General features: G+C 69.9%; 20 protein-coding genes and 1 tRNA gene. 6 read left to right on the top strand and 15 right to left on the bottom strand.

All coding sequences use genetic code 11. The features are described 5' to 3' along the window. Nucleotides 1–27: 27 nt before the first annotated feature. Complete coding sequence (locus ACFQ7C_RS06925; RefSeq protein WP_378898770.1) at nt 28–1,677, bottom strand: ABC transporter substrate-binding protein; 1,650 nt, start codon at nt 1,675–1,677, stop codon at nt 28–30. A gap of 35 nt (nt 1,678–1,712) precedes the next feature. Continuing rightward, on the bottom strand, nt 1,713–3,458 hold the full coding sequence (locus ACFQ7C_RS06920) for an amidohydrolase (RefSeq protein ID WP_378898769.1): 1,746 nt from the start codon (nt 3,456–3,458) through the stop codon (nt 1,713–1,715). A 165-nt stretch (nt 3,459–3,623) separates the two neighbouring features. Here ACFQ7C_RS06920 and ACFQ7C_RS06915 point away from each other — a divergent pair, with 165 nt between their 5' ends. Continuing rightward, nucleotides 3,624–4,310, top strand: a complete 687-nt coding sequence (locus ACFQ7C_RS06915) for a TetR/AcrR family transcriptional regulator (protein ID WP_378898768.1) — start codon at nt 3,624–3,626, stop codon at nt 4,308–4,310. Between the two features lie 128 nt (nt 4,311–4,438). Here the strand turns inward: ACFQ7C_RS06915 and ACFQ7C_RS06910 are convergent, their stop codons facing one another. Next, complete coding sequence (locus ACFQ7C_RS06910; RefSeq protein WP_378898767.1) at nt 4,439–5,398, bottom strand: hypothetical protein; 960 nt, start codon at nt 5,396–5,398, stop codon at nt 4,439–4,441. A gap of 385 nt (nt 5,399–5,783) precedes the next feature. Here ACFQ7C_RS06910 and ACFQ7C_RS06905 point away from each other — a divergent pair, with 385 nt between their 5' ends. Next, nucleotides 5,784–7,538 (top strand): MDR family MFS transporter, encoded by a 1,755-nt coding sequence (locus tag ACFQ7C_RS06905; protein WP_378898766.1) that lies wholly within the window; start codon nt 5,784–5,786, stop codon nt 7,536–7,538. Between the two features lie 11 nt (nt 7,539–7,549). Next, the gene (locus tag ACFQ7C_RS06900; protein ID WP_116197037.1) at nt 7,550–8,014 is read left to right on the top strand and encodes a MarR family transcriptional regulator; all 465 of its coding nucleotides are present in this window, start codon (nt 7,550–7,552) and stop codon (nt 8,012–8,014) included. Nucleotides 8,015–8,025: 11 nt separating this feature from the next. Here the strand turns inward: ACFQ7C_RS06900 and ACFQ7C_RS06895 are convergent, their stop codons facing one another. Continuing rightward, nucleotides 8,026–8,322, bottom strand: a complete 297-nt coding sequence (locus tag ACFQ7C_RS06895) for a Dabb family protein (RefSeq protein WP_378898765.1) — start codon at nt 8,320–8,322, stop codon at nt 8,026–8,028. 184 nt (nt 8,323–8,506) lie between these two features. Between ACFQ7C_RS06895 and ACFQ7C_RS06890 the strand changes: the two genes are divergently transcribed. Next, on the top strand, nt 8,507–9,532 hold the full coding sequence (locus ACFQ7C_RS06890) for an NADP-dependent oxidoreductase (protein ID WP_378898764.1): 1,026 nt from the start codon (nt 8,507–8,509) through the stop codon (nt 9,530–9,532). Nucleotides 9,533–9,587: 55 nt separating this feature from the next. Here the strand turns inward: ACFQ7C_RS06890 and ACFQ7C_RS06885 are convergent, their stop codons facing one another. Then, the gene (locus ACFQ7C_RS06885) at nt 9,588–10,481 is read right to left on the bottom strand and encodes a LysR family transcriptional regulator ArgP (RefSeq protein ID WP_378898763.1); all 894 of its coding nucleotides are present in this window, start codon (nt 10,479–10,481) and stop codon (nt 9,588–9,590) included. Nucleotides 10,482–10,549: 68 nt separating this feature from the next. Here ACFQ7C_RS06885 and ACFQ7C_RS06880 point away from each other — a divergent pair, with 68 nt between their 5' ends. After that, the gene (locus tag ACFQ7C_RS06880) at nt 10,550–11,305 is read left to right on the top strand and encodes a LysE/ArgO family amino acid transporter (RefSeq protein ID WP_378898762.1); all 756 of its coding nucleotides are present in this window, start codon (nt 10,550–10,552) and stop codon (nt 11,303–11,305) included. 15 nt (nt 11,306–11,320) lie between these two features. Here ACFQ7C_RS06880 and ACFQ7C_RS06875 read toward each other — a convergent pair whose 3' ends face one another. Beyond that, complete coding sequence (locus ACFQ7C_RS06875; RefSeq protein ID WP_378898761.1) at nt 11,321–11,674, bottom strand: iron chaperone; 354 nt, start codon at nt 11,672–11,674, stop codon at nt 11,321–11,323. A 62-nt stretch (nt 11,675–11,736) separates the two neighbouring features. Between ACFQ7C_RS06875 and ACFQ7C_RS06870 the strand changes: the two genes are divergently transcribed. Next, entirely contained in the window at nt 11,737–12,012 is a 276-nt protein-coding gene (locus ACFQ7C_RS06870; protein ID WP_378898760.1) for an acylphosphatase, read from the top strand. A 5-nt stretch (nt 12,013–12,017) separates the two neighbouring features. Here the strand turns inward: ACFQ7C_RS06870 and ACFQ7C_RS06865 are convergent, their stop codons facing one another. The 9 genes from ACFQ7C_RS06865 to ACFQ7C_RS06825 all read right to left on the bottom strand — a co-directional run bounded on the left by ACFQ7C_RS06865 (nt 12,018) and on the right by ACFQ7C_RS06825 (nt 18,637). Further along, nucleotides 12,018–12,833, bottom strand: coding sequence for an amino acid ABC transporter ATP-binding protein (locus ACFQ7C_RS06865; protein ID WP_378898759.1), 816 nt, complete (start codon nt 12,831–12,833; stop codon nt 12,018–12,020). Further along, nucleotides 12,820–13,488 carry an amino acid ABC transporter permease gene (locus tag ACFQ7C_RS06860; RefSeq protein ID WP_378898758.1) on the bottom strand — a complete coding sequence of 223 codons (669 nt, stop codon included), beginning with the start codon at nt 13,486–13,488 and terminating at the stop codon, nt 12,820–12,822. The genes ACFQ7C_RS06865 and ACFQ7C_RS06860 overlap by 14 nt, the downstream gene beginning before the upstream one ends. Nucleotides 13,489–13,559: 71 nt before the next feature. Further along, a complete protein-coding gene (locus tag ACFQ7C_RS06855) occupies nt 13,560–14,360 on the bottom strand; it encodes an amino acid ABC transporter substrate-binding protein (protein WP_378898757.1) in 801 nt (266 codons plus the stop codon). A 121-nt stretch (nt 14,361–14,481) separates the two neighbouring features. Next, nucleotides 14,482–15,528, bottom strand: coding sequence for an NAD(P)H-dependent flavin oxidoreductase (locus ACFQ7C_RS06850; protein WP_378898756.1), 1,047 nt, complete (start codon nt 15,526–15,528; stop codon nt 14,482–14,484). Between the two features lie 181 nt (nt 15,529–15,709). Further along, nucleotides 15,710–16,402 (bottom strand): 50S ribosomal protein L1, encoded by a 693-nt coding sequence (gene rplA, locus ACFQ7C_RS06845; RefSeq protein WP_378898755.1) that lies wholly within the window; start codon nt 16,400–16,402, stop codon nt 15,710–15,712. 14 nt (nt 16,403–16,416) lie between these two features. Beyond that, nucleotides 16,417–16,848 carry a 50S ribosomal protein L11 gene (gene rplK / locus ACFQ7C_RS06840; RefSeq protein ID WP_378898754.1) on the bottom strand — a complete coding sequence of 144 codons (432 nt, stop codon included), beginning with the start codon at nt 16,846–16,848 and terminating at the stop codon, nt 16,417–16,419. Between the two features lie 154 nt (nt 16,849–17,002). Continuing rightward, complete coding sequence (gene nusG / locus ACFQ7C_RS06835) at nt 17,003–18,118, bottom strand: transcription termination/antitermination protein NusG (RefSeq protein WP_378898753.1); 1,116 nt, start codon at nt 18,116–18,118, stop codon at nt 17,003–17,005. Nucleotides 18,119–18,201: 83 nt separating this feature from the next. Then, nucleotides 18,202–18,474, bottom strand: coding sequence for a preprotein translocase subunit SecE (gene secE / locus ACFQ7C_RS06830; RefSeq protein WP_045300625.1), 273 nt, complete (start codon nt 18,472–18,474; stop codon nt 18,202–18,204). 90 nt (nt 18,475–18,564) lie between these two features. Continuing rightward, nucleotides 18,565–18,637, bottom strand: a tRNA-Trp gene (locus ACFQ7C_RS06825). Nucleotides 18,638–18,721: the final 84 nt, after the last annotated feature.

Raw genomic sequence — 18,721 nt, 5'->3', positions numbered from 1 at the left:
GCGTCGACCGCGGGGCACCCGCTCAGCTCAGCGGGAGCCAATGGTCGCCGCCCACGGGAAGTACATGAACGCAACGGAGGGTGCCACACCGGTCACCCGGTCGCCGAGGAACAGCGTCATCGGCCCTTGGAACAGGGGCAGCCACGGCAGCTGCTCGTTCGCGATCCGCTGCGCCTGGGCGGTGAGCTCGCTGCGCGCCGCCGGGTCGTCGATCGCGACCGCCTCGTTCACGAGGGCGTCGAACTCGGGGTCGCTCCAGTTGCCGTAGTTGCTGAACTCGCCGGTTCGGAGCACGCCGTACATCTCGAGCGGATCGGGGCTCGACAGGTACCACGACGTGTAGAACAGGTCGATGCCCTCGCGAGCGCCCGGGTCGGAGAACAGCGCGGTGTACGCGCTCGGGCTCACGGTCTCGATGGTCGCCTTGAGCCCGATCGACTGCGCGGCCGCCGCGGCGCCCTGCGAGATCACGGCGAAGTCGTTGCTGATCGGGGCGGTCGCGATGACGATCTCCTCGCCCGCCACGCCGGCCTCGTCGATGAGCTTCTTCGCGGCCTCGACGTCGTACGGGTACTCCTCGAGCCCGTCGAACGCCTGCTCCAGCGCGGCTTCACTCGCGCCGACCCACACCGACTCGGTGGTGAGCACATCGGTGACCTCGCCGTAGCCCTTGGCCGCAGCATCCAGGATCCCCTGCCGATCCATCGCCATCAGCAGCGCCCGGCGCACGCGCTCGTCGCCGAGCGGGCCTTCGAGGTTGCTCACGACGAGGCTGCCGACGGCGGTGTTGAGCCCGAAGTACATGTCGCCCTTGCCGGAGGATTGCAGCTGCGCGATCGCGTCGGCCGGGATCATCCAGCCGCCGTCGACCTCGCCCGACTTCAGCGCGTTGACCCGCGCATTCGGGTCGGTCATGAAGAGGATGTCGACCTCGCCGGCCTTGGCGCGCAGCGTGTCGTCCCAGTAGTCGTCGTAGCGCGTCAGCGTGACCGACTCGCCGGACTCCCACTCGGTGAGCGCGAACGGGCCGGTGCAGTTCACCAGACCGGACGAGTTGCCGTAGTCTGGGCCCTTTTCGGCGAGCGTCGCCGCCGACTCGACGACACCCGCCGAGCCGCCCATGGCGAGGTTGAACTGCGAGTCGGCCTGGTTCATGGTCACGGTGACCTGGCGGTCGCCGGTCTGCTCGATCGCGGCGACGTTCTGGTACACGGAGTACCACGACGAGCCGACCGCGGGGTCGAGGTGGCGGTTCATCGAAGCGACCACGTCGGCGGCGGTGAGCGGCGTGCCGTCGTGGAACGTGACGCCGTCCCGGATCGTGTACACCCAGGTCTCGGGCGTCGGGTGCGCGAACGCCTCGGCGAGACCCGGCGACAGCGTGTAGTCGGGGTTGAGCCGCAGCAGGGACTCGCACACGTTCGACAGCACCTGGTTGTCGGCGTAGTCGAAGGCGTACGCGTAGTCGAGCGAGTACGGCTCGGAGTAGCTCACCCACGAGAACGAGTCGATGTCACCCGACGGCGCTGCTGTCTGGGCGGTGTACTCCCACTCGGGAGCGGCGGTCGCATCGGGGCTCGACGTGTCAACGCTGCACGCAGACAGGGCGAGCGCGCCGGCGACGCCGATGCCCGCGAATGCGAGCAGACGGCGGACAGTGCGTCGGGTGCGGATCATGGTGCTCCTCGGTGTGACGGCGGTGGAGAAGGGACTCAGGACAGGACGGATGCTGCGGCCTCGGCGCCCGCGTCGGTGTCGGCGCGCGCGAACACGCGCTCGCCGTCGATCCACGTCGACGCGACGCGGCAGAGGTACAGGTCTTCGGCGGCGACGTCGAACGGGTTCGGCTCGACGACGACGAGGTTCGCGAGGTAGCCCTCGCGGAGGTAGCCGGTGTCGTGGTCGCGGTGGTTCACGTAGGCAGTGCCCGACGTGTAGGCGGCGAGAGCGGTGGCGAGATCGAGTCGCTGGTGGGGTCCGCCCAGCGGCTCGTCGTCGGACAGCGGCGCAACGCGGTTCACCGCGATGTGGACACCCGCGAGCGGGTCGGCGCTCGACACGGGCCAGTCGCTGCCGCCGGCGAGGCGCACGCCGGCCCGCTGCAGATCGCCGAACGGGTACTGGCGAGATGCGGCGGACTCGGCGAGGAACGGCAGCGTGAGCTCGTCCATCTGGTCTTCGTGGCAGGCCCACAGCGGCTGCATGTTCGCGACGGCGCCTACTGCCGCGAAGCGCGGCACGTCCGCGGCGTCGATCACCTGGATGTGCGCGAGGTGGTGGCGCCCGTCGGTCGGCCCGTTGGCCTCCGCCGCTGCTTCGACCGCGTCGAGCGCGTCGCGCACCGCCCGGTCGCCGAGGGCGTGGAAGTGCAGCTGGAAGCCCGCGGCGTCGGCGGCGATCGCGTACTCGCGCAGGCGATCGGCCGGGATGAACGACAGCCCGAGGTTGTCGGTCAAGTGGCCGTGGCCGTCACGGTACGGTTCGAGCATCGCGGCCGTGTGGTTCTCGGCGACGCCGTCGACCATGAACTTGATCGAGCCCAGCGAGAAGCGGTCGGGGCTGCCGAGCGCGGCGACCTCGTCGCGCGTGCGGATCATCCCCTCGAGCTGCTCGATCCCCTCGCCGCGCTCCCACCACTGCGCCCCGACCACGTGAGCCTTGAGGGTTCCCTCGGCGAGCGCGCGGCGGTACGAGGCGAGCGCACCGGGGATCCCGGGGAAGTTCCCCACCAGTGCGTCCTGCCAGCCGGTGATGCCCTGCGCGATGAGGTCTTCCTGTGCGCGCAGCAGACCCGCGTAGGCGAGGTCCTCCGAGACCTTCGGGCGCGCCCCGGCGAACAGATCCGCGGCACCTTCGTGGAAGGTGCCGGCGGGGAAGCCGTCGGCTTCCCGCTCGATGCGCCCGTCTGCGGGGTCGGCGGTCGAGGCATCCACTCCGGCCGCTCGCATCGCGGCGGTGCTGGCCCACGTCGAGTGGTGGTCGCGGCTCGCGAGCAGCACCGGCCGGTCGGGCACGATGGCGTCGAGCGCGCTGCGCAGCGGAGCGCCGCCCGCGAAGTGGTCCATCGACCAGCCGCCGCCGACGATCCACTCGACGTCGGGGTTCTCGGCGGCGTAGCGAGCGATGGTGGCGAGGGTGTCGGCCGCGTCCTCCGCCCCGGTGAGGTTGCACTGCAGCAGCTCGACGCCACCCGACATCGGGTGGATGTGCGCGTCTTGGAATCCGGGGGCGAGCAGCGCGCCGGCGAGGTCGACCACGTCCGTCTCGGGACCGATGAGGACGGATGCCTCGTCCTCGGCGCACACCGCCACGATCCGTCCATCCCGCACGGCGACGGCCACCCCGCTCAGGGCTTCATCGCTTCCCGCGCGCACGAGGTCGGAGCTGAACACCGCGCCACGGATGAACACGGTGTCTGCGAACGGGGTGTCTGCGTCTGCAGGAACGGCAGCGGCCACGGGGCCTCTCCTTCGTCGTCGAACGGGTCGCTTGACCATAGACCGATGTCAGCGAGCCTGTCAACGCTGTTGACAGATGTGCTGACAGATCCGATAGTCTCAGGACGTCACGACGCGGCGACAAGTCTCCGTGGCACGATGGACGCGACGGCGAAAGCGGGGATCATGGCGGCACGCATCGGGGCGACGCCCGAGAAGACGGGCGCGAAGCGCCTCGATCGTCCGACGATCATCTCCGCCGGCCTCGAGCTCGCCGAGGCGACCGGCGCCGCCTCCCTCTCGATCCGCGACCTCGGCGCGAAGCTGGGCACCGACCCGACCGCGATCTACCGGCACTTCCGCAGCAAGGACGACCTCATGCGGGCACTGCTCGACGAGCTCGCCGTGCGCAGTCTCCGCGAGGTGACCGCCCCGCCCGAGGACTGGCGCGAGCGCCTGCGCCAGCTCGCGAACGCCACGCTCACGCAGTTCGCGCAGTACCCGGCGGTGGGCCAGGAGGGGATCGTGCTGACCACCCGCGGGCCCGGCGAGCTCGATGTGATCGAGCTCATGCTCGATGCGTTCTCCCGCGCGGGTCTGACCGGCGACGACCTCGTGCAGCACTACGCACTGATGGCGACGCATGTGCTGTCGACCGCCGCGGGCGTGGCCCGCTCACGGACCGAGCGCGCCGCCGCCGGCGCGGCAGGATCCACCCCCTGGTTCGAGGGCCCCCTGCTCGTCGACCCGATCAAACATCCCCACGTCGCCGCGATCTCCGCGCAGCTGCTCGCCCTCGAAGACCGCGAGCTCTTCGCCCTCGGCGTCGAGTCGGTCATCCGCTCCGCCGAGCGCGTCGCCCACTCCGCCTGAGGAGGGTGCCGCGCGCCGCAGCATCCGTCCCTATCGCTCGTTCACATCACGTGCTCTCACCGAGCGCACGCGTTATGACCGTACACGACGGGTGATCTCGGTGAGAGCACACGATGTGAACAGCAGTGTCACCGGCGCGGCGGGGTGATCCCGAAGGCGGCGAGGCGGCGACCGAGCGCCTCGGGCGTCACGATGTGCGGAGCCTCGGCGCGGACGAACCGGCGCTGGGTCGAACCTCGGATCCAATCCTCGCGGCGCTTCTCGTCGAGAAGCACCTGCTTGACCGTCTTCCCCGACGCGACCGCGAGTTCTTCATATTTGCCCATGCCATCGAACTCGTAGAAGGCCCGGATCTCCTCGATGCCGATGTCGACGCGAAAGGTCCGCCCGTCGGGGCCTGGCACCGGCACCTGGAGCCGCAGCTCGCGGAATCCGAGCCGACTCAGCTGCAGCCGGCTGACGGCCTCGCCGGGGGACTCCGACCGCCCATCGGCGAAGCGGATCACCGCCTCGGCGTGTCGAACGCCCCGGCCGCCGCGCGCGGCCTCGCATCGTTGCAGCATCCGCTCGCGCCAGACTTCCGCCGCACGCTCGTCGTACTCGGATCCGCGCATCGCCTCGCGCCGCAACGCGGCATCCGCCACAGCGACGGCAGCCTCCATGCTGAGGGTGCGCACCAGGTCGAACACGGTGCGATCCAGCGTCGTGCATCGGATGCCGTCGACCACCGTGATGTCGCCGGCGGGAAGCAGATCGGCATGGTGTTGCAGCCCGACGCGACTGGACCCTCGTCGCACTTCGGGCTTGAGGAGGTGGACCGCCGACGGCGTGTGCCGATACAGGGGCAACTCCGCCAGAACCCCGGCCGATTCATGGGAGACGACGCCATCGCCGTCGCGCATCTCGGCGACCGCGGCGCATACCTCGATGAGATGACGCGACTCCGGCCAGAGATCGTTCCAGAGCCTCACCCCCACATACCGGTTGCGCTGCAGCCGCCGCAGCTCCCCGCGCACCACCGCGTCACCGATCGCCCGCGCGGTCATTCCGCTCGCCCGCAACTGCTCGCGGCTGCGGACCGCGGCCATCGCCTCGTCGAGAGTCAGGTGGCGGGGCACGCGACCCACCCTGCCCCGCGACGGCCCCGGCCTCTCGACCCATCCCGCAGCCTGTGCGCTACTCGTCCCCGCAACCACCTGTGGAGGAACGGATGCGGCGGGCCGCAGCATCCGTCCCTATCTCTCGTTCACATCACGTGCTCTCACCGAGCACACGCGTCATGAACGCACACGACGGGTGGTCTCGGTGAGAGCACCCGATGTGAACATCCCGCGCGTGCGCGTTGACCTCAGCCAATAGTTGACGCAGGTCAACCATTGACGTATAGTTGACTCAAATCAACTGTTGACCCTTGTCAACCTTCTTCCGCGCCGCTGTCGCCGCATCCCGCCCCTCCTCTGTCGAAGGACTCCTATGGCCACGTCCACCCCCGCGACCGGGTCGGTCGCCCTTGCCTACGAGAAGCGCCGGCACCGTCAGGTGCTGCAGGCGCTCACCGGCCTGCTGCTCGGCATGTTCGTGTCGATGCTCGCGTCGACCGTCGTCTCGACCTCGCTTCCCGTCATCGTCCACGACCTGGGCGGCGACCAGGCCGCGTTCACCTGGGTCGTCACGGCGACGCTGCTGACCACGGCGATCTCCACCCCCATCTGGGGCAAGCTCGCCGACCTCTTCAACCGCAAGCTGCTCATCCAGATCGCCATCGTGATCTTCGTGCTCGCCACCGCGGCCGCCGGCTTCTCCCAGGATCCCGGCACGCTCATCGCGTTCCGCGCGGTGCAGGGCATCGGCGCCGGCGGTCTCGCCGCGCTCAGCCAGGTCATCATGGCCGACATCATCAGCCCGCGCGAGCGCGGCCGGTACATGGGCCTCTTCGGCGCCGTCATGGCGGTCGCGACCGTCGGCGGCCCGCTCCTCGGCGGCTTCATCACCGACACGATCGACTGGCGCTGGAACTTCTTCATCGCCCTGCCGTTCGCCGTCGCCGCGCTCATCATGATGCAGCGCACACTGCACCTGCCCGCCCGCCCCAAGGTCAAGGCGCGCATCGACTACTTCGGCATCGTGCTGCTGTCGACCGCCGTCTCGCTGCTGCTCATCTGGGTGACCAACGCCGGCAAGGACTACGACTGGTGGAGCACCGAGACCATCCTCATGGTCGGTGGCGCCCTGCTCGCGGCCGTGGTGTTCGTGATCGTCGAGCTCCGCTCGAAGGAGCCGCTCGTGCCCCTCACGATGTTCCGCAACCGCACCTTCACGCTCGCGGTCATCGCGTCGATCTCCATCGGCATCGCGATGTTCGGCACGTCGGTGTTCCTCAGCCAGTACATGCAGCTGGCGCGCGGCGCGACCCCGACCGAGGCGGGCCTCATGACGATCCCGATGATCGGCGGCCTCCTGCTCGCATCGATCGTGGTCGGCGGGCTCGTGACCCGTCACGGCCACTGGAAGCCCTACCTCATCGTCGGCGGCGTGCTGCTGATCGCGGGCTCCTACCTGCTGTCGACCATCCACTACGACACGAACTTCGTGCTGGTCTCGCTGTACATGTTCCTGCTCGGCGCGGGCGTCGGCATGACCATGCAGAACCTCGTGCTGATCGTGCAGAACACGGCGAACCCGAGCGAGATCGGCGTCGCGAGCTCCGGAGTCACGTTCTTCCGCAGCCTCGGCGGCACCATCGGCGTCTCGGTGATGGGCGCAGCCCTCGCGACCTCGGCGACGAACCTGTTCGCCGACCGCAAGGACGACATCGGCGCGGCCCTCATGGCGCTCGGCGAGAAGGGCGCCGCCATCGGGCAGCAGCTCGCGTCGGGCACCATTCCCCAGGTCTCGGCGCTGCCCGAGTCGATCCGCGTGATCGTCGAGGACATCTACGCACAGGCCATCGCCCACTCGTTCCTGATCGCCGTGCCGCTGGCCGTGATCAGCCTCATCGCGATCGTCTTCCTGCCGAACAAGCCGCTCACGCGCATGACCACGAGCGAGCGCGTCCAGGCGAGCGAGGCCGACCTCGCGACCGTCTCGGTCGCCGAGGGCATGGAGACGCTGACGGCCACCGCGACGGTGGACACGGATGCTGCGGCCCGCGGCTCTGCGGCCGGCACCGTCGAGCCCGCCGCGGACGCGGCGGACGCGGCGGACGAGGCATCCGTCACCCGACGCTAATGTCGAAGCTGATGACCTCCGACGACACCCGAGCGGCGCGCACCGAGGCGGTGCGCGCCCTCGAGGCGGAGTTCTCCGAGCTGATCAACCGCATCCGGCGGATCCTCATCGACAACGCCAACCGCGTGAGCCCGGGCATGCTGCCCGGCGCCTACAAGGTGTTCACCACCATCGTGCGGCGTGAGGGCATCACGCTCTCGGCGCTGGCCGAATCGCTCACATCGGACAAGGGCCAGATCAGCCGAACGGTGCGCGAGCTCGAGCAGCTGGGCCTCGTGCAGCGCACACCCGACCCCGACGACGGGCGGTCGAGCCTGCTCTCCCCCACCCCGTTCGGGCTGGAGCGCCTCGCCGAGGCGCGCGCCCCGCAGGAGAACCTCCTCGTCGACGCGCTCGAGGAGTGGCCCGTCGACGACATCCTCAACCTGACGCGCCTGCTGCACGCGCTCACCCTCGGCGAGCGCCCGGCGTCCTGAGGCCCCCGGGCTCAGGCCTCGGCGAAGTCGTACTCCTGGAACTCCGCGACCTCGGGAACCCAGCGATCGGCCACGAACGCGACGTGCGTGGGGTGGTCGTTGTAGGACTGGTACGCGGCGTCGTCCTGGAACACCATCGAGAACTGGTGCGCGAGGTCGCTCTTCGCGCTCACCTGTCGGCTGATGCGGAAGTCCTCGACCCCCGGGATCGAGGTCAGCGCGGCGCGCGCATCCGCGAGGAACGCCCGCTCCTCGTCGGAGCCGGCGGGATGGGTGAGACGGAAGACCACGGTGTGCTGGATCGGCATGCTCCGAGTCTTCCGCATCGCCGGGGGCCGAGGCGCTCGCGAGGATCGATCGTCCGCGGTGCACGCCCGACGTTTGCGACGCCGGTAGCACCCGTGTAACACGGGCGAGACGAACGCACGCTTGACTGTACCCACGGGGACAGTTCTGGTGCCGAAGGCGGCACACCCGCGGAAGGAGCGCACGATGAGGATCCGACCGCTGCGATCGGCCCCTGAGACCCCGCTCGCGCCCGTCGCGGCACCGCCCGCCGAGATGCAGGCGATGGTCGTGGACGCCCCGGGCGCGGCGGATGCGCTGCACGCAGCATCCGTTCCCGTCCCCTCTCCGGTGCTGAGCGAGGTGCTGGTCCGCGTCGTCGCGGCGGGTGTCAACCCGATCGACGCCAAGACCCGCGCCGGCGCGGGCGTGTCGGGCGCGATCGGCTCGTACCCGGCGACCCTGGGCTACGACTTCAGCGGCATCGTCGTGAAGAGCCCGTATGAGGCGCACGCGTTCCCGCCCGGCACCGAGGTGTTCGGCATGGCATCGTTCCCGCGCACCGGCGGCTCGTACGCCGAGTACGTCGTCGCCCCGTCGCTGTCGGTCGCGCGCAAGCCCGCCTCGCTGTCGCACGTCGAGGCGGCGGGAGTTCCGCTCGCGGCGCTCACCGCGTGGGGGCTCGTGGTCGAGACCGCACACGCCCACGAGGGGCAGCGCGTGCTGATCCACGCCGGAAGCGGCGGAGTCGGGCACTTCGCGGTGCAGTTCGCCGCCTACTTCGGCGCCCACGTCACCGTGACCGCCTCCGGGCGCAACGCCTCCTGGCTGCGCGAGCTGGGCGCCGCGGTCGTGATCGACTACACGACGACGCGGTTCGAGGAGGTCGTCGGCGAGGTGGACGTCGTCATCGACCTCGTCGGCAACGTCCAGGCCGAGACCGGCACGCGTTCGCTCGAGGTGCTCCGGCCCGGCGGCCTCTACGTGCTCGTGCCGACCGGATCGTGGCCCGGTTACACCGAAGCGGCTGCCGACGCGGGCGTGCGCGCGACGTCGTACAAGGTGATCCCCGACGGCGGCGCGCTCGCCACCATCGGCCGCCTGCTCGACTCCGGCTCGGTGCAGGTCTACATCGAGCAGGTCTTCGACCTCGCCGAGGCGCCGGCCGCACACCGCGCGATCGAGACCGGGCACACGCGCGGCAAGACGGTGCTCCGCGTGAGCGACGGCTGACCCGGCCCCGCAGCGCGGCCGGCGCAGCGGCACCGCCGCGCCGCACCCGCCCGTGTCAGCGCGAGGGGGCGAGCACGCGGCGCCCCTCGGCGACGATCGCGTCGGCGATCGCGTCGAGCAGGGGCGAGCGCAGGTTCCACTGCTGCCAGTGCAGCCCGACATCGACGGGTGGTCCGCCGAGCAGCACCAGCTCACCGCGTTCGAGGGCGTCGTGGGACTGGAACCGCGGCAGCATCGCCCAGCCGAGGCCGAGACGCACCGCCGACGCGAAGTCGTTCGACGCGGGCACGTAGTGCCGCGGGGGCTGCGCGGGATCGACGCCCTGCTGAGCGAGCCACTCGTTCTGCAGGTCGTCGCGCCGGTCGAAGTCCACGAGGGGCGCGTTCGCGAGGACCGTCGCGCGGTCGCCGTCGAGCCACCTCGCCACGTAACCAGGCGTCGCAACCGCCTCGTACCGCATCGCGCCGAGCGCCGAGGAGCGGCATCCCGCCACCGGCGCGGCGCGCGAGGTGACGGCGCCCATCACGGTGCCCGACTCGAGCAGGCCGGCGGTGAAGTCCTGGTCGTCGCGGTGCAGATCGAAGACGACGGGATGCTGCTCCGCCAGCCGCGCGAGCGGCTCGAGGAACCACGTGGCCAGCGAGTCGGCGTTCACAGCGAGCGGCACCACCGTGAGCGCGGCCTCGTCGTCACCGGCGCCGAGCTCGGCGAGCGCGTCGTGCTCGAGCAGCGCCGTCTGCCGCGCGAGCCGGATCACCGACATACCGGCCTCCGTCGGGCGTACCGGCTTGGAGCGCACCAGCACCAACCGTCCGAGCTGCTCCTCGAGCGTCTTGATGCGCTGGCTCACCGCCGAGGGCGTGACGTGCAGCCGCCGCGCGGCCGCGTCGAGGGTGCCCTCGTCCACGACGACGGCCAGGGTCTCTGCCAGCTCGAACGGAATGCGCATCTTCAGTCGGGCTAATGGTACTGAAGATCCATGAGCTGGACTACGGATGCGGCCGCTCTTACCGTCGAATGGTGCTCACTCCCGTCCTTGCCGGCCTCGGCCTCGGCTTCTCGCTCATCATCGCCATCGGCGCCCAGAACCTGTTCGTCCTGCGACAAGGCCTGCGCCGCGAGCACGTCCTCGCCGTCGCCGCGATCTGCGCGATCTCGGACGCCGCGCTCATCGCGCTCGGCGTCTCGGGGATCGGGTTCGTGCTGCAGGCCGTGCCCTGGCTCGTCGACGCGGTGCGGTGGGCGGGCGCGCTGTTCCTCGTGGCGTACGGCGTGCTGGCGGCGCGACGCGCATGGCGCCCGTCGGGCGAAGCGCTCGGCGCGGGCGGCGCGGACGAGTCCGCCCCCACGGCGGCCGCCACGTCTCCGGCGCGCGGTGCGACACCGCCTGCGCACACCCACACGGGGGAAGCGCTCGAGCCCGATGCCTCCGCATCCGCCGTGCGCAGCGACATCCGCACTGCGGCGACTCCCGCCACACGCGCTCGCCTGATCCCCGTGCTGCTCACCTGCCTGGCACTGACGTGGCTCAACCCCCACGTCTACCTCGACACCGTCTTCCTCCTCGGCACGGTCGCCAACACGCACGGCGACCAGCGCTGGCTGTTCGCGGCAGGAGCCATGGCCGCGAGCGTCATCTGGTTCTTCGGCCTCGCCTTCGGCGCGCGCCTCCTCGGTCGATGGCTGTCGACGCCGCGGGCCTGGCGCATCCTCGACGCGGTGATCGCGGTCGTGATGATCGCCCTCGGCGTCTCGCTCGTACTTCCCCACTGACGAGCCGTCGCCGCGTCAGCCGTCGATCTGCTCCTTGCGGGCGAGCACGAGGGCGCGCACGACGTCGTCGGGCAGCGGGTGGTCGGGCTGATAGCGGATCGTCCCCTTGTCGAGCCCGATGCCCGGGTGGCCGGCGAGCGCGTCCGCCACCGCCGACACCGCCGCCGGACTGAACGGATACACCCCGATGTGCTTCTTCGCCCGCATGACCGACACCAGCGGCTTGCCGCGGTACACGAGCGCCGGCATCCCGTATCCGAGCCCCTGCTCCGCGTCCGGCGCCTCTTCTCGGGCGATGGCGTAGATCCGCTCGACCGACGGCCGGTCGGCCGCGTCGAGTCCTTCCAGGAGTTCGTCGACGGTTCCCATGGCGGCATCCTGGCCGAGATCCCCTGGTCGCGGCAAGGCGCGCGCGGCGGCAAGATGGGCGCATGAGACGCGTGCACGTGACGGTCCGCGGCGACGTGCAGGGCGTCGGCTACCGCTACACGATGCTCATGGTCGCGCGCGAGGCCGGCGCCGCCGGCTGGGTGCGCAACCGCCGCGACGGCTCGGTCGAGGCCGAGGTCGAGGGCACCCCCGGTCAGGTCGACGAGGTGCTCGCGTGGATGGCGGCGGGACCACCCGGTTCCCGCGTCGAGGCCGCGCAGGTGACGGATGCTGCGCCCACCGGTGAACGCGGCTTCGAGGTGCGCTCCACCGGCTGAGCGGGTCAGCCGTCGAAGGGGCGCAGGATCCTGTCGATGAAGCGACGCGTGCGCTCATGCTGGGGGCGGCTGAACAGCTCCTTCGGCGCGCCGCGCTCCAGGACGATGCCGTTGTCGAAGAACAGCACCTCGTCGGCGACCTCTCGCGCGAACGCGAGCTCGTGCGTGACGATGACCATCGTCCACCCCTCCTCGGCGAGCTCCTTGAGCACGAGGAGCACCTCGCCCACGAGTTCGGAATCCAGGGCGCTCGTCGGCTCGTCGAAGAGGAGCAGTGACGGCTGCAGGGCGAGCGCCCGCACGATCCCGACGCGCTGCTGCTGTCCGCCCGAGAGCTGGAACGGGTACGCGTCGCGCTTCTCGCTCAGTCCCACGCGATCGAGGAGCGCCTCCGCACGGGCGATCGCCTCCGCCTTCGGCACGCCGTGCGCGTGGACCGGCCCCTCCGTGACGTTCTGCAGGACGGTGCGGTGCGGGAAGAGGTTGTGGTGCTGGAACACCATCGCGGAGCGGTCGCGCAGGGCGATCCGATCCGACTTCGAGATCGGTGCGGCGAAATCGACGCGGGGTCCGTCGGCGAAGGCGACCGTTCCCGCTTCGGGCGTCTCGAGCCCGTTGAGCGAACGGAGCACCGTGGTCTTGCCCGAGCCGCTCGGGCCGATGAGGGCGACCACCTCGCCGCGACGCACCTCGAAGTCGACGCCGTCGAGCACGCGGTTCGTGCCGAAGGTCTTGGTGAGGCCCGACACCTCGAGGAGCGGGCGATCGTCCGCGGGAGCGGGCGGGGCGAGCGCGTCGTCCGTGGGATCAATGGGCGACATAGCGGTCGAGCCTCCTCTCGATCGCGCTCTGCCCGGTGGAGAGCACGAGACAGATCAGCCAGTAGATGAGGGCCGCCTCGAGGTAGACCGCGAGGACCTCGAAGGAGAACGCGGCGATCTGCTGCGCCCTGCGGAACATCTCGGTCACGAGGATGGTCGACGCCAGCGACGTGTCCTTGACGAGCGAGATGAAGGTGTTCGACAGCGGCGGCACCGACACCCGCGCCGCCTGCGGCAGGACGATACGCGCCAGGGTCTGCGTCTGCGAGTACCCGACGGTGTGCGCGGCCTCCCACTGGCCCTTCGGAACGGACAGGATCGCGGCCCGCACGATCTCCGCGGCGTAGCCGCCGACATTGAGCGAGAAGGCGATGATCGCGGCCGGCCAGGGGTCGATCACGATGCCCACCGACGGCAGCCCGTAGAAGATGACGAACAGCTGCACCAGCAGCGGAGTGCCTCGGATCACCGATACGTAGAACCGGGCGATGTTCGAGAGCACGGGATTGCCCGACAGCCGCAGGAGCGCGATCCCGATCGCGATCACGAGCCCCAGCGCGAATGAGGCGAGCGCGAGCGGAATCGTCCCGGTGATCGCGGCGAGCAGCAGCGGCCAGAACGAGTCCACCAGCAGCGCCCAGGTGGTGCCATCCATGCGCGTCCTCCCTCTGCGACAGACGACGCCGCCGCCCGCCCACGGTAGGACGAGCGGCGGCTCGCGGGCTACTACTGGGTGACGTCGGCGCCGAAGTACTTCTCGCTGATCTCGGCGAGGACGCCCTCTTCGCGCAGCTCCGCCAGCGCTCCGTCGATCGCCTCGGCCAGCGCGTCCTTGTCCTTGGTGAACGCGAAGGCGCTGAGGCTCGGCTCATCGGTCTCGGCGGCGATCTTGAGGCCGGTCGGTCCCTCGCTCTTCTCGTAGTCGAGGAAAGTCAGGCTGTCGTTGATGGTCGCGTCGACGCGCCCCTGCTGCAGCAGCGCAACAGCCTGCGCCCAGCCGTCGACCGCCTCGACGGTGGCGCCGCTCTCCTCGGCGAGCTCGTACCAGTTGCTGGTGAGCGACTGCGCCGTCGTCTTTCCGGCGAGGTCGTCGAAGCTCGAGATCGAGTCGTCGTCCTCGGTCACGACGATCACACCGGGCGACACGGTGTAGGGCTCACTGAAGAGGTACTTCTCCTCGCGCTCCGGGTTGATCGACACCTGGTTGCCGATGACGTCGAAGCGGCCGGCGTCCAGGCCGGCGAAGATCGCGTCCCACTGCGTCTCCTGGAATTCGACCTCGAGGCCGAGCTTGTCGGCGACCGCCTCGGCGATCTCGACGTCGAAGCCCACGAGGTCGCCCGACTGGTCGTGGAACGAGAACGGGCGGTAGGTGCCCTCGGTGGCGACCGTCAGGGTGCCGGCTTTCACCAGGCCGTAGTCGTCGCCCTCGCCGCTGGCGGCGGGGTCGGCGGCGCCGCCGCTGCACGCGGTGAGGGCGAGGGCGGTGGCGGCGGTGAGGACGAGAGCGGTGATGCGGCGTGACATGTGTGAATTCCTGAGTGGTGCGGCGTGCTGTGTGTGCGATCCGCCGTGAGGGGCGGACTTTCCAGTACAACACGGTCGCGGCGGTTCAGGGCCGTCTCGTTGCGCTTTGTTGCCGGCGCGATCAGGCGGGCAGGCCCGCGACGAGCTCGGCGAACACCTCGGCCGCATCGTCGCTGGGTGCGAGCCCGGCGGCCTGGCCGGCCCACAGCGAGACGAGATCGCCGTCGCCGCGACGCCCGGCTTCGGCGCGGAAATGCCCGGTGAGCCAGTTCTGCGCGGGGAACCCCGCGATGATCCCCGTCGTCTCGATCTCGCGCATGGCGCGATTCGGGATGCCGCGGGCCAGCCGTCCGCTCATGGCCCGGGTGAGGACGGTCGCGGTGTCGGAGGCGTCGGCGATCGCCTGACGGTGGGCGTCGGTGGCGGCCGACTGGCGTGTGCGGAGGAATGCCGAGCCCACCTGCACGCCCGACGCCCCGAGCGCGAACGCCGCGGCGACCCCGCGGCGGTCGGCGATGCCGCCCGCCGCGATCACGGGGACGTCGACGGCATCGACGACCTGCGGGACGAGGGCGAAGGTGCCGATGAGCGACTGCTCCGCGGGCCGGAGGAACGACACCCGATGGCCGCCCGCCTCGGCGCCCGTGGCGACGACCGCGTCCACTCCCGCCGCCTCGAGCGCGACGGCTTCGGCGACGGTGGTCGCCGTGCCGATGACACGGATGCCTCGGCTCCGCGCCGCCGCGACCACGTGCTCCGACGGCACGCCGAAGACCACGCTCAACGCCGCGGGCGCAGCATCCATCACCGCCGTCAGCTGCGAGTCGAGGTCGGGCAGGAACTCGATCGGGGGCGTGGGATGAGCAAGGCCCAGCTCGTCGTACAGCGGCGCGACGGCCTGGATCGCCGGCGCGAGGTCGACATCGCCCGGCGTGACCTCGTCGCCCGTCGGCAGCCAGAGGTTGACGGCGAAAGGACGCCGCGTCGCGGAGTGCAGCGCGGCGATCGTGTCGCTGATGCGGTCGGCGGAGTAGCCGTAGAGACCGTACGAGGCGAGCCCGCCCAGGTCGCTCACCGCCGCGGTGAGCTCGATCGACGACAGCCCGCCGAAGGGGCCGAGCACGATCGGCGCGTCGATTCCGAACAGGTCCTGGAGCGTCTTCGGCATGTCTCAGACGCTACTCCCGCCGTCGCAACCGCACGCGGGACGTTACACGGCCCGGCCGCTCAGCTCCCCTGTCGCGAACTGCCGCCTGTCGCAGCACATCATGACAGGTGAGCCGCTCTCTCGTGCCCCGGGGAACGACGAAGGCCCCACCCGGACGGGTGAGGCCTTCGTGCGAAACGACTCAGACGAGCGCGTTGACGTCCAGCGGGATGCCGGGGCCGAACGTGGTCGACACGGCGCCCTTCTGGATGTAGCGGCCCTTCGAGCTCGAGGGCTTGAGGCGCACGATCTCTTCGAGCGCGGCCTTCAGGTTCTCGTCCAGCTGCTCGGCCGAGAACGAGGCCTTGCCGACGACGAAGTGCACGTTGGCGTGCTTGTCGACGCGGAACTCGATCTTTCCGCCCTTGATCTCCTCGACGGCCTTGGCCGGGTTGGGGGTCACGGTGCCGGTCTTCGGGTTGGGCATGAGGCCGCGGGGGCCGAGCACCTTGCCGAGACGACCGACCTGGCCCATGAGCTCGGGCGTCGCGACGGCCGCGTCGAACGCGGTCCAGCCGCCGGCGACCTTCTCGATGAGCTCGGCGCCGCCGACCTCGTCCGCACCCGCGGCGATCGCGGCCTCAGCGGCCGGACCCGTCGCGAACACGATGACGCGGGCGGTCTTGCCGGTGCCGTGCGGGAGGATGACGGTGCCGCGCACCATCTGGTCGGCCTTGCGGGGGTCGACGGAGAGCTTGAGCGCGACCTCGACGGTCGAGTCGAACTTCGCCGAGCCGGTCTCCTTCGCGAGCGCGACGGCCTCGGTCGGGGTGTAGAACTTGTCCGCCTCGATCTTGGCGGCAGCGGCCTGGAAGGCCTTGGACTTGGTAGCCATGTTTCCTATCCCCCTCAGTCCTCGACCGTGATGCCCATGGAACGGGCGGTGCCGGCGATGATCTTCGAGGCGGCCTCGATGTCGTTCGCGTTCAGGTCGGGCTGCTTCGCCTCGGCGATCTGGCGCACCTGCTCCTTGGTGAGCTTGGCGACCTTGACCGTGTGAGGGGTCTTCGAGCCCTTCTGGACGCCCGCAGCCTTCTTGATGAGCTCAGCGGCCGGCGGGGTCTTCAGGATGAACGTGAAGCTGCGGTCCTCGTAGACGGTGATCTCGACGGGGATGACGTTGCCGCGCTGCGACTCGGTCGCGGCGTTGTACGCCTTGCAGAACTCCATGATGTTGACGCCATGCTGACCGAGCGCGGGGCCGATCGGCGGCGCCGGGTTGGCTGCACCGGCATTGATCTGAAGCTTGATCAGGCCGGTCACCTTCTTCTTCGGTGCCATTCTTTTTCCTTTCAACGAACGGATTCAGTTCTCTTTACAAGCGGTAAAGGGATCCATAATCCGGTTCTCCCGCGATTCCGGCCGTTCCGGAACGCGGTGTCGAGCGCGCACGCTCAGGGCGTGCGCAAACCTGCAGAGTCTACCAGCAGAAGGCTTAGAGCTTGGTGACCTGGTCGAACGACAGCTCGACCGGGGTCTCGCGCTCGAAGAGCGAGACGAGGACCGTGAGCTTGCCGCTCTCGGGCTTGATCTCGCTGATCGTGCCGGGCAGGCCCGCGAACGAGCCTTCCTTGATCGTGATGGTCTCGCCCACCTCGAAGTCGACCTCGGCGGGAATGACGCGGGCCGCGGCGGCGGCGCCCTTCTTGGCCGCACCACCCTTCGCACCCGCGACCTCCTTGACCTCGACCAGGCTCTTCAGCATGTTGAAGGCCTCTTCGAAGCGCAGAGGAGTCGGGTTGTGGGCGTTGCCGACGAAGCCGGTCACACCGGGCGTGTGACGCACGACCGACCACGTGTCTTCGTTGAGCTCCATGCGCACGAGCACGTAGCCGGGGATCCGGACGCGCGTGACCATCTTGCGCTGGCCGTTCTTGATCTCGACGACGTCCTCCATGGGGACCTCGATCTGGTAGATCTCCTCCTCGACCTCGAGCGTCGACTTGCGCTGCTCGATGTTGGCCTTCACCTTGCGCTCGAAACCGGCGTAGGAGTGGATGACGTACCACTTGCCCGGGAGGGTGCGCAGGTCGGCGCGGAACGCCTCGTAGGGGTCCTCGTCCTCGTCGTCGACCTCGGGAGCCTCGGCGGCGTCGGCCGGCGAGACGGAAGCCTCGACGTCGTCCACGACGGCGGCGGCGGCATCCACCTCCGCGACGAAGTCCTCGTCGAGCTCGGGCTCGTCCTCGTCGCCGTTCACGTCGGGACCGTCGTAGGGGGTCACCTCGTCGGCGGCCTCGGCCTCGCGCTCGGCGACCTCCTCTGCGATGGAGTCGTTGATGACCTCGGCCGCGGCCTCGGTCTCTGCCGTCTCGTCGAGATTGAGAGCGTCGTTCACGATGGCGTCCGCCTCCGGGTCGTCGATGTCGATGTCGTCCAGGTCGGCGTCGTCCTCATCGGAGTCGTCGACGATGTGGATCGCGAGGTGCTCGGCGGCCTCGACCGACCGCTCCTCCGCCGCGAGGACGTTGCCCTCCTGAGCTTCGTCGTCCTCCGACGACTGCTCGGCGGCCGTCGCCCAATCGGCGTCGTCGACATATCTTTCAGTCACGTGAGTTCTCTTCCGTTCCGTCCGCTGCCGGACCTGCGGTCCGCCCGTGTCATGCTCCCGCTGCGGGCCGGGAGCGCTCGGGATCAGGCGCCGGGCACTCCGAAGACGTACGACGTGATCCACACGAACAGCACGTCCAGGCCGTAGACGAGCGCCATCATCACGACGACGAAGCCCAGCACCACCGCCGTGTACTTCAGCAGCTCCTGGCGCGTCGGCGTGACGACCTTGCGGAGCTCGGCGAAGACCTGGCGGACGAACAGGGCGATACGAGCGAAGACGTTGGGCTTCTTCTCGCGAGGCGCGGCCGTTCCCTCTGCGGGGACGACTTCGCCCTTCGGCTCGTCCTGAACCATCGATGCCACCTGATTACCTTCCGTGAGCCGACACGGATCGGCACACTGTGTTGTCAACTACCAGCATGTCACCGGCGTTGCGCTGACGCGCAGGGCGGACAGGAATCGAACCTGCAACCTGCGGTTTTGGAGACCGCTGCTCTGCCAATTGAGCTACCGCCCTAGAGACCCGGGGGTCTCGCGAAACCCGCACTCTTCCCCTCTCACCGCGGCTTGAGGATCCGTACCCGAGGACCGGGCACAGCGA

The sequence above is a fragment of the Microbacterium sp. NPDC056569 genome (assembly GCF_042793475.1).
Taxonomy (GTDB): Bacteria; Actinomycetota; Actinomycetes; order Actinomycetales; family Microbacteriaceae; genus Microbacterium.
Note: the sequence above shows the minus strand (reverse complement) of the source record. Positions and strands in the feature narration are given on the sequence as shown.

Coding starts and splice junctions, on each gene's coding strand:
- secE (WP_045300625.1), bottom strand. CDS start 18,474: ATGGTTCAGGACGAGCCGAAGGGCGAAGTCGTCCCCGCAGAGGGAACG.
- ACFQ7C_RS06895 (WP_378898765.1), bottom strand. CDS start 8,322: ATGCCGATCCAGCACACCGTGGTCTTCCGTCTCACCCATCCCGCCGGC.
- ACFQ7C_RS06890 (WP_378898764.1), top strand. CDS start 8,507: ATGAGGATCCGACCGCTGCGATCGGCCCCTGAGACCCCGCTCGCGCCC.
- ACFQ7C_RS06910 (WP_378898767.1), bottom strand. CDS start 5,398: ATGGCCGCGGTCCGCAGCCGCGAGCAGTTGCGGGCGAGCGGAATGACC.
- ACFQ7C_RS06860 (WP_378898758.1), bottom strand. CDS start 13,488: ATGGATGGCACCACCTGGGCGCTGCTGGTGGACTCGTTCTGGCCGCTG.
- ACFQ7C_RS06905 (WP_378898766.1), top strand. CDS start 5,784: ATGGCCACGTCCACCCCCGCGACCGGGTCGGTCGCCCTTGCCTACGAG.
- ACFQ7C_RS06880 (WP_378898762.1), top strand. CDS start 10,550: ATGGTGCTCACTCCCGTCCTTGCCGGCCTCGGCCTCGGCTTCTCGCTC.
- ACFQ7C_RS06870 (WP_378898760.1), top strand. CDS start 11,737: ATGAGACGCGTGCACGTGACGGTCCGCGGCGACGTGCAGGGCGTCGGC.
- ACFQ7C_RS06915 (WP_378898768.1), top strand. CDS start 3,624: ATGGCGGCACGCATCGGGGCGACGCCCGAGAAGACGGGCGCGAAGCGC.
- ACFQ7C_RS06855 (WP_378898757.1), bottom strand. CDS start 14,360: ATGTCACGCCGCATCACCGCTCTCGTCCTCACCGCCGCCACCGCCCTC.
- ACFQ7C_RS06875 (WP_378898761.1), bottom strand. CDS start 11,674: ATGGGAACCGTCGACGAACTCCTGGAAGGACTCGACGCGGCCGACCGG.
- ACFQ7C_RS06925 (WP_378898770.1), bottom strand. CDS start 1,677: ATGATCCGCACCCGACGCACTGTCCGCCGTCTGCTCGCATTCGCGGGC.
- rplA (WP_378898755.1), bottom strand. CDS start 16,402: ATGGCTACCAAGTCCAAGGCCTTCCAGGCCGCTGCCGCCAAGATCGAG.
- ACFQ7C_RS06885 (WP_378898763.1), bottom strand. CDS start 10,481: ATGCGCATTCCGTTCGAGCTGGCAGAGACCCTGGCCGTCGTCGTGGAC.
- ACFQ7C_RS06865 (WP_378898759.1), bottom strand. CDS start 12,833: ATGTCGCCCATTGATCCCACGGACGACGCGCTCGCCCCGCCCGCTCCC.
- rplK (WP_378898754.1), bottom strand. CDS start 16,848: ATGGCACCGAAGAAGAAGGTGACCGGCCTGATCAAGCTTCAGATCAAT.
- ACFQ7C_RS06850 (WP_378898756.1), bottom strand. CDS start 15,528: ATGCCGAAGACGCTCCAGGACCTGTTCGGAATCGACGCGCCGATCGTG.
- ACFQ7C_RS06900 (WP_116197037.1), top strand. CDS start 7,550: ATGACCTCCGACGACACCCGAGCGGCGCGCACCGAGGCGGTGCGCGCC.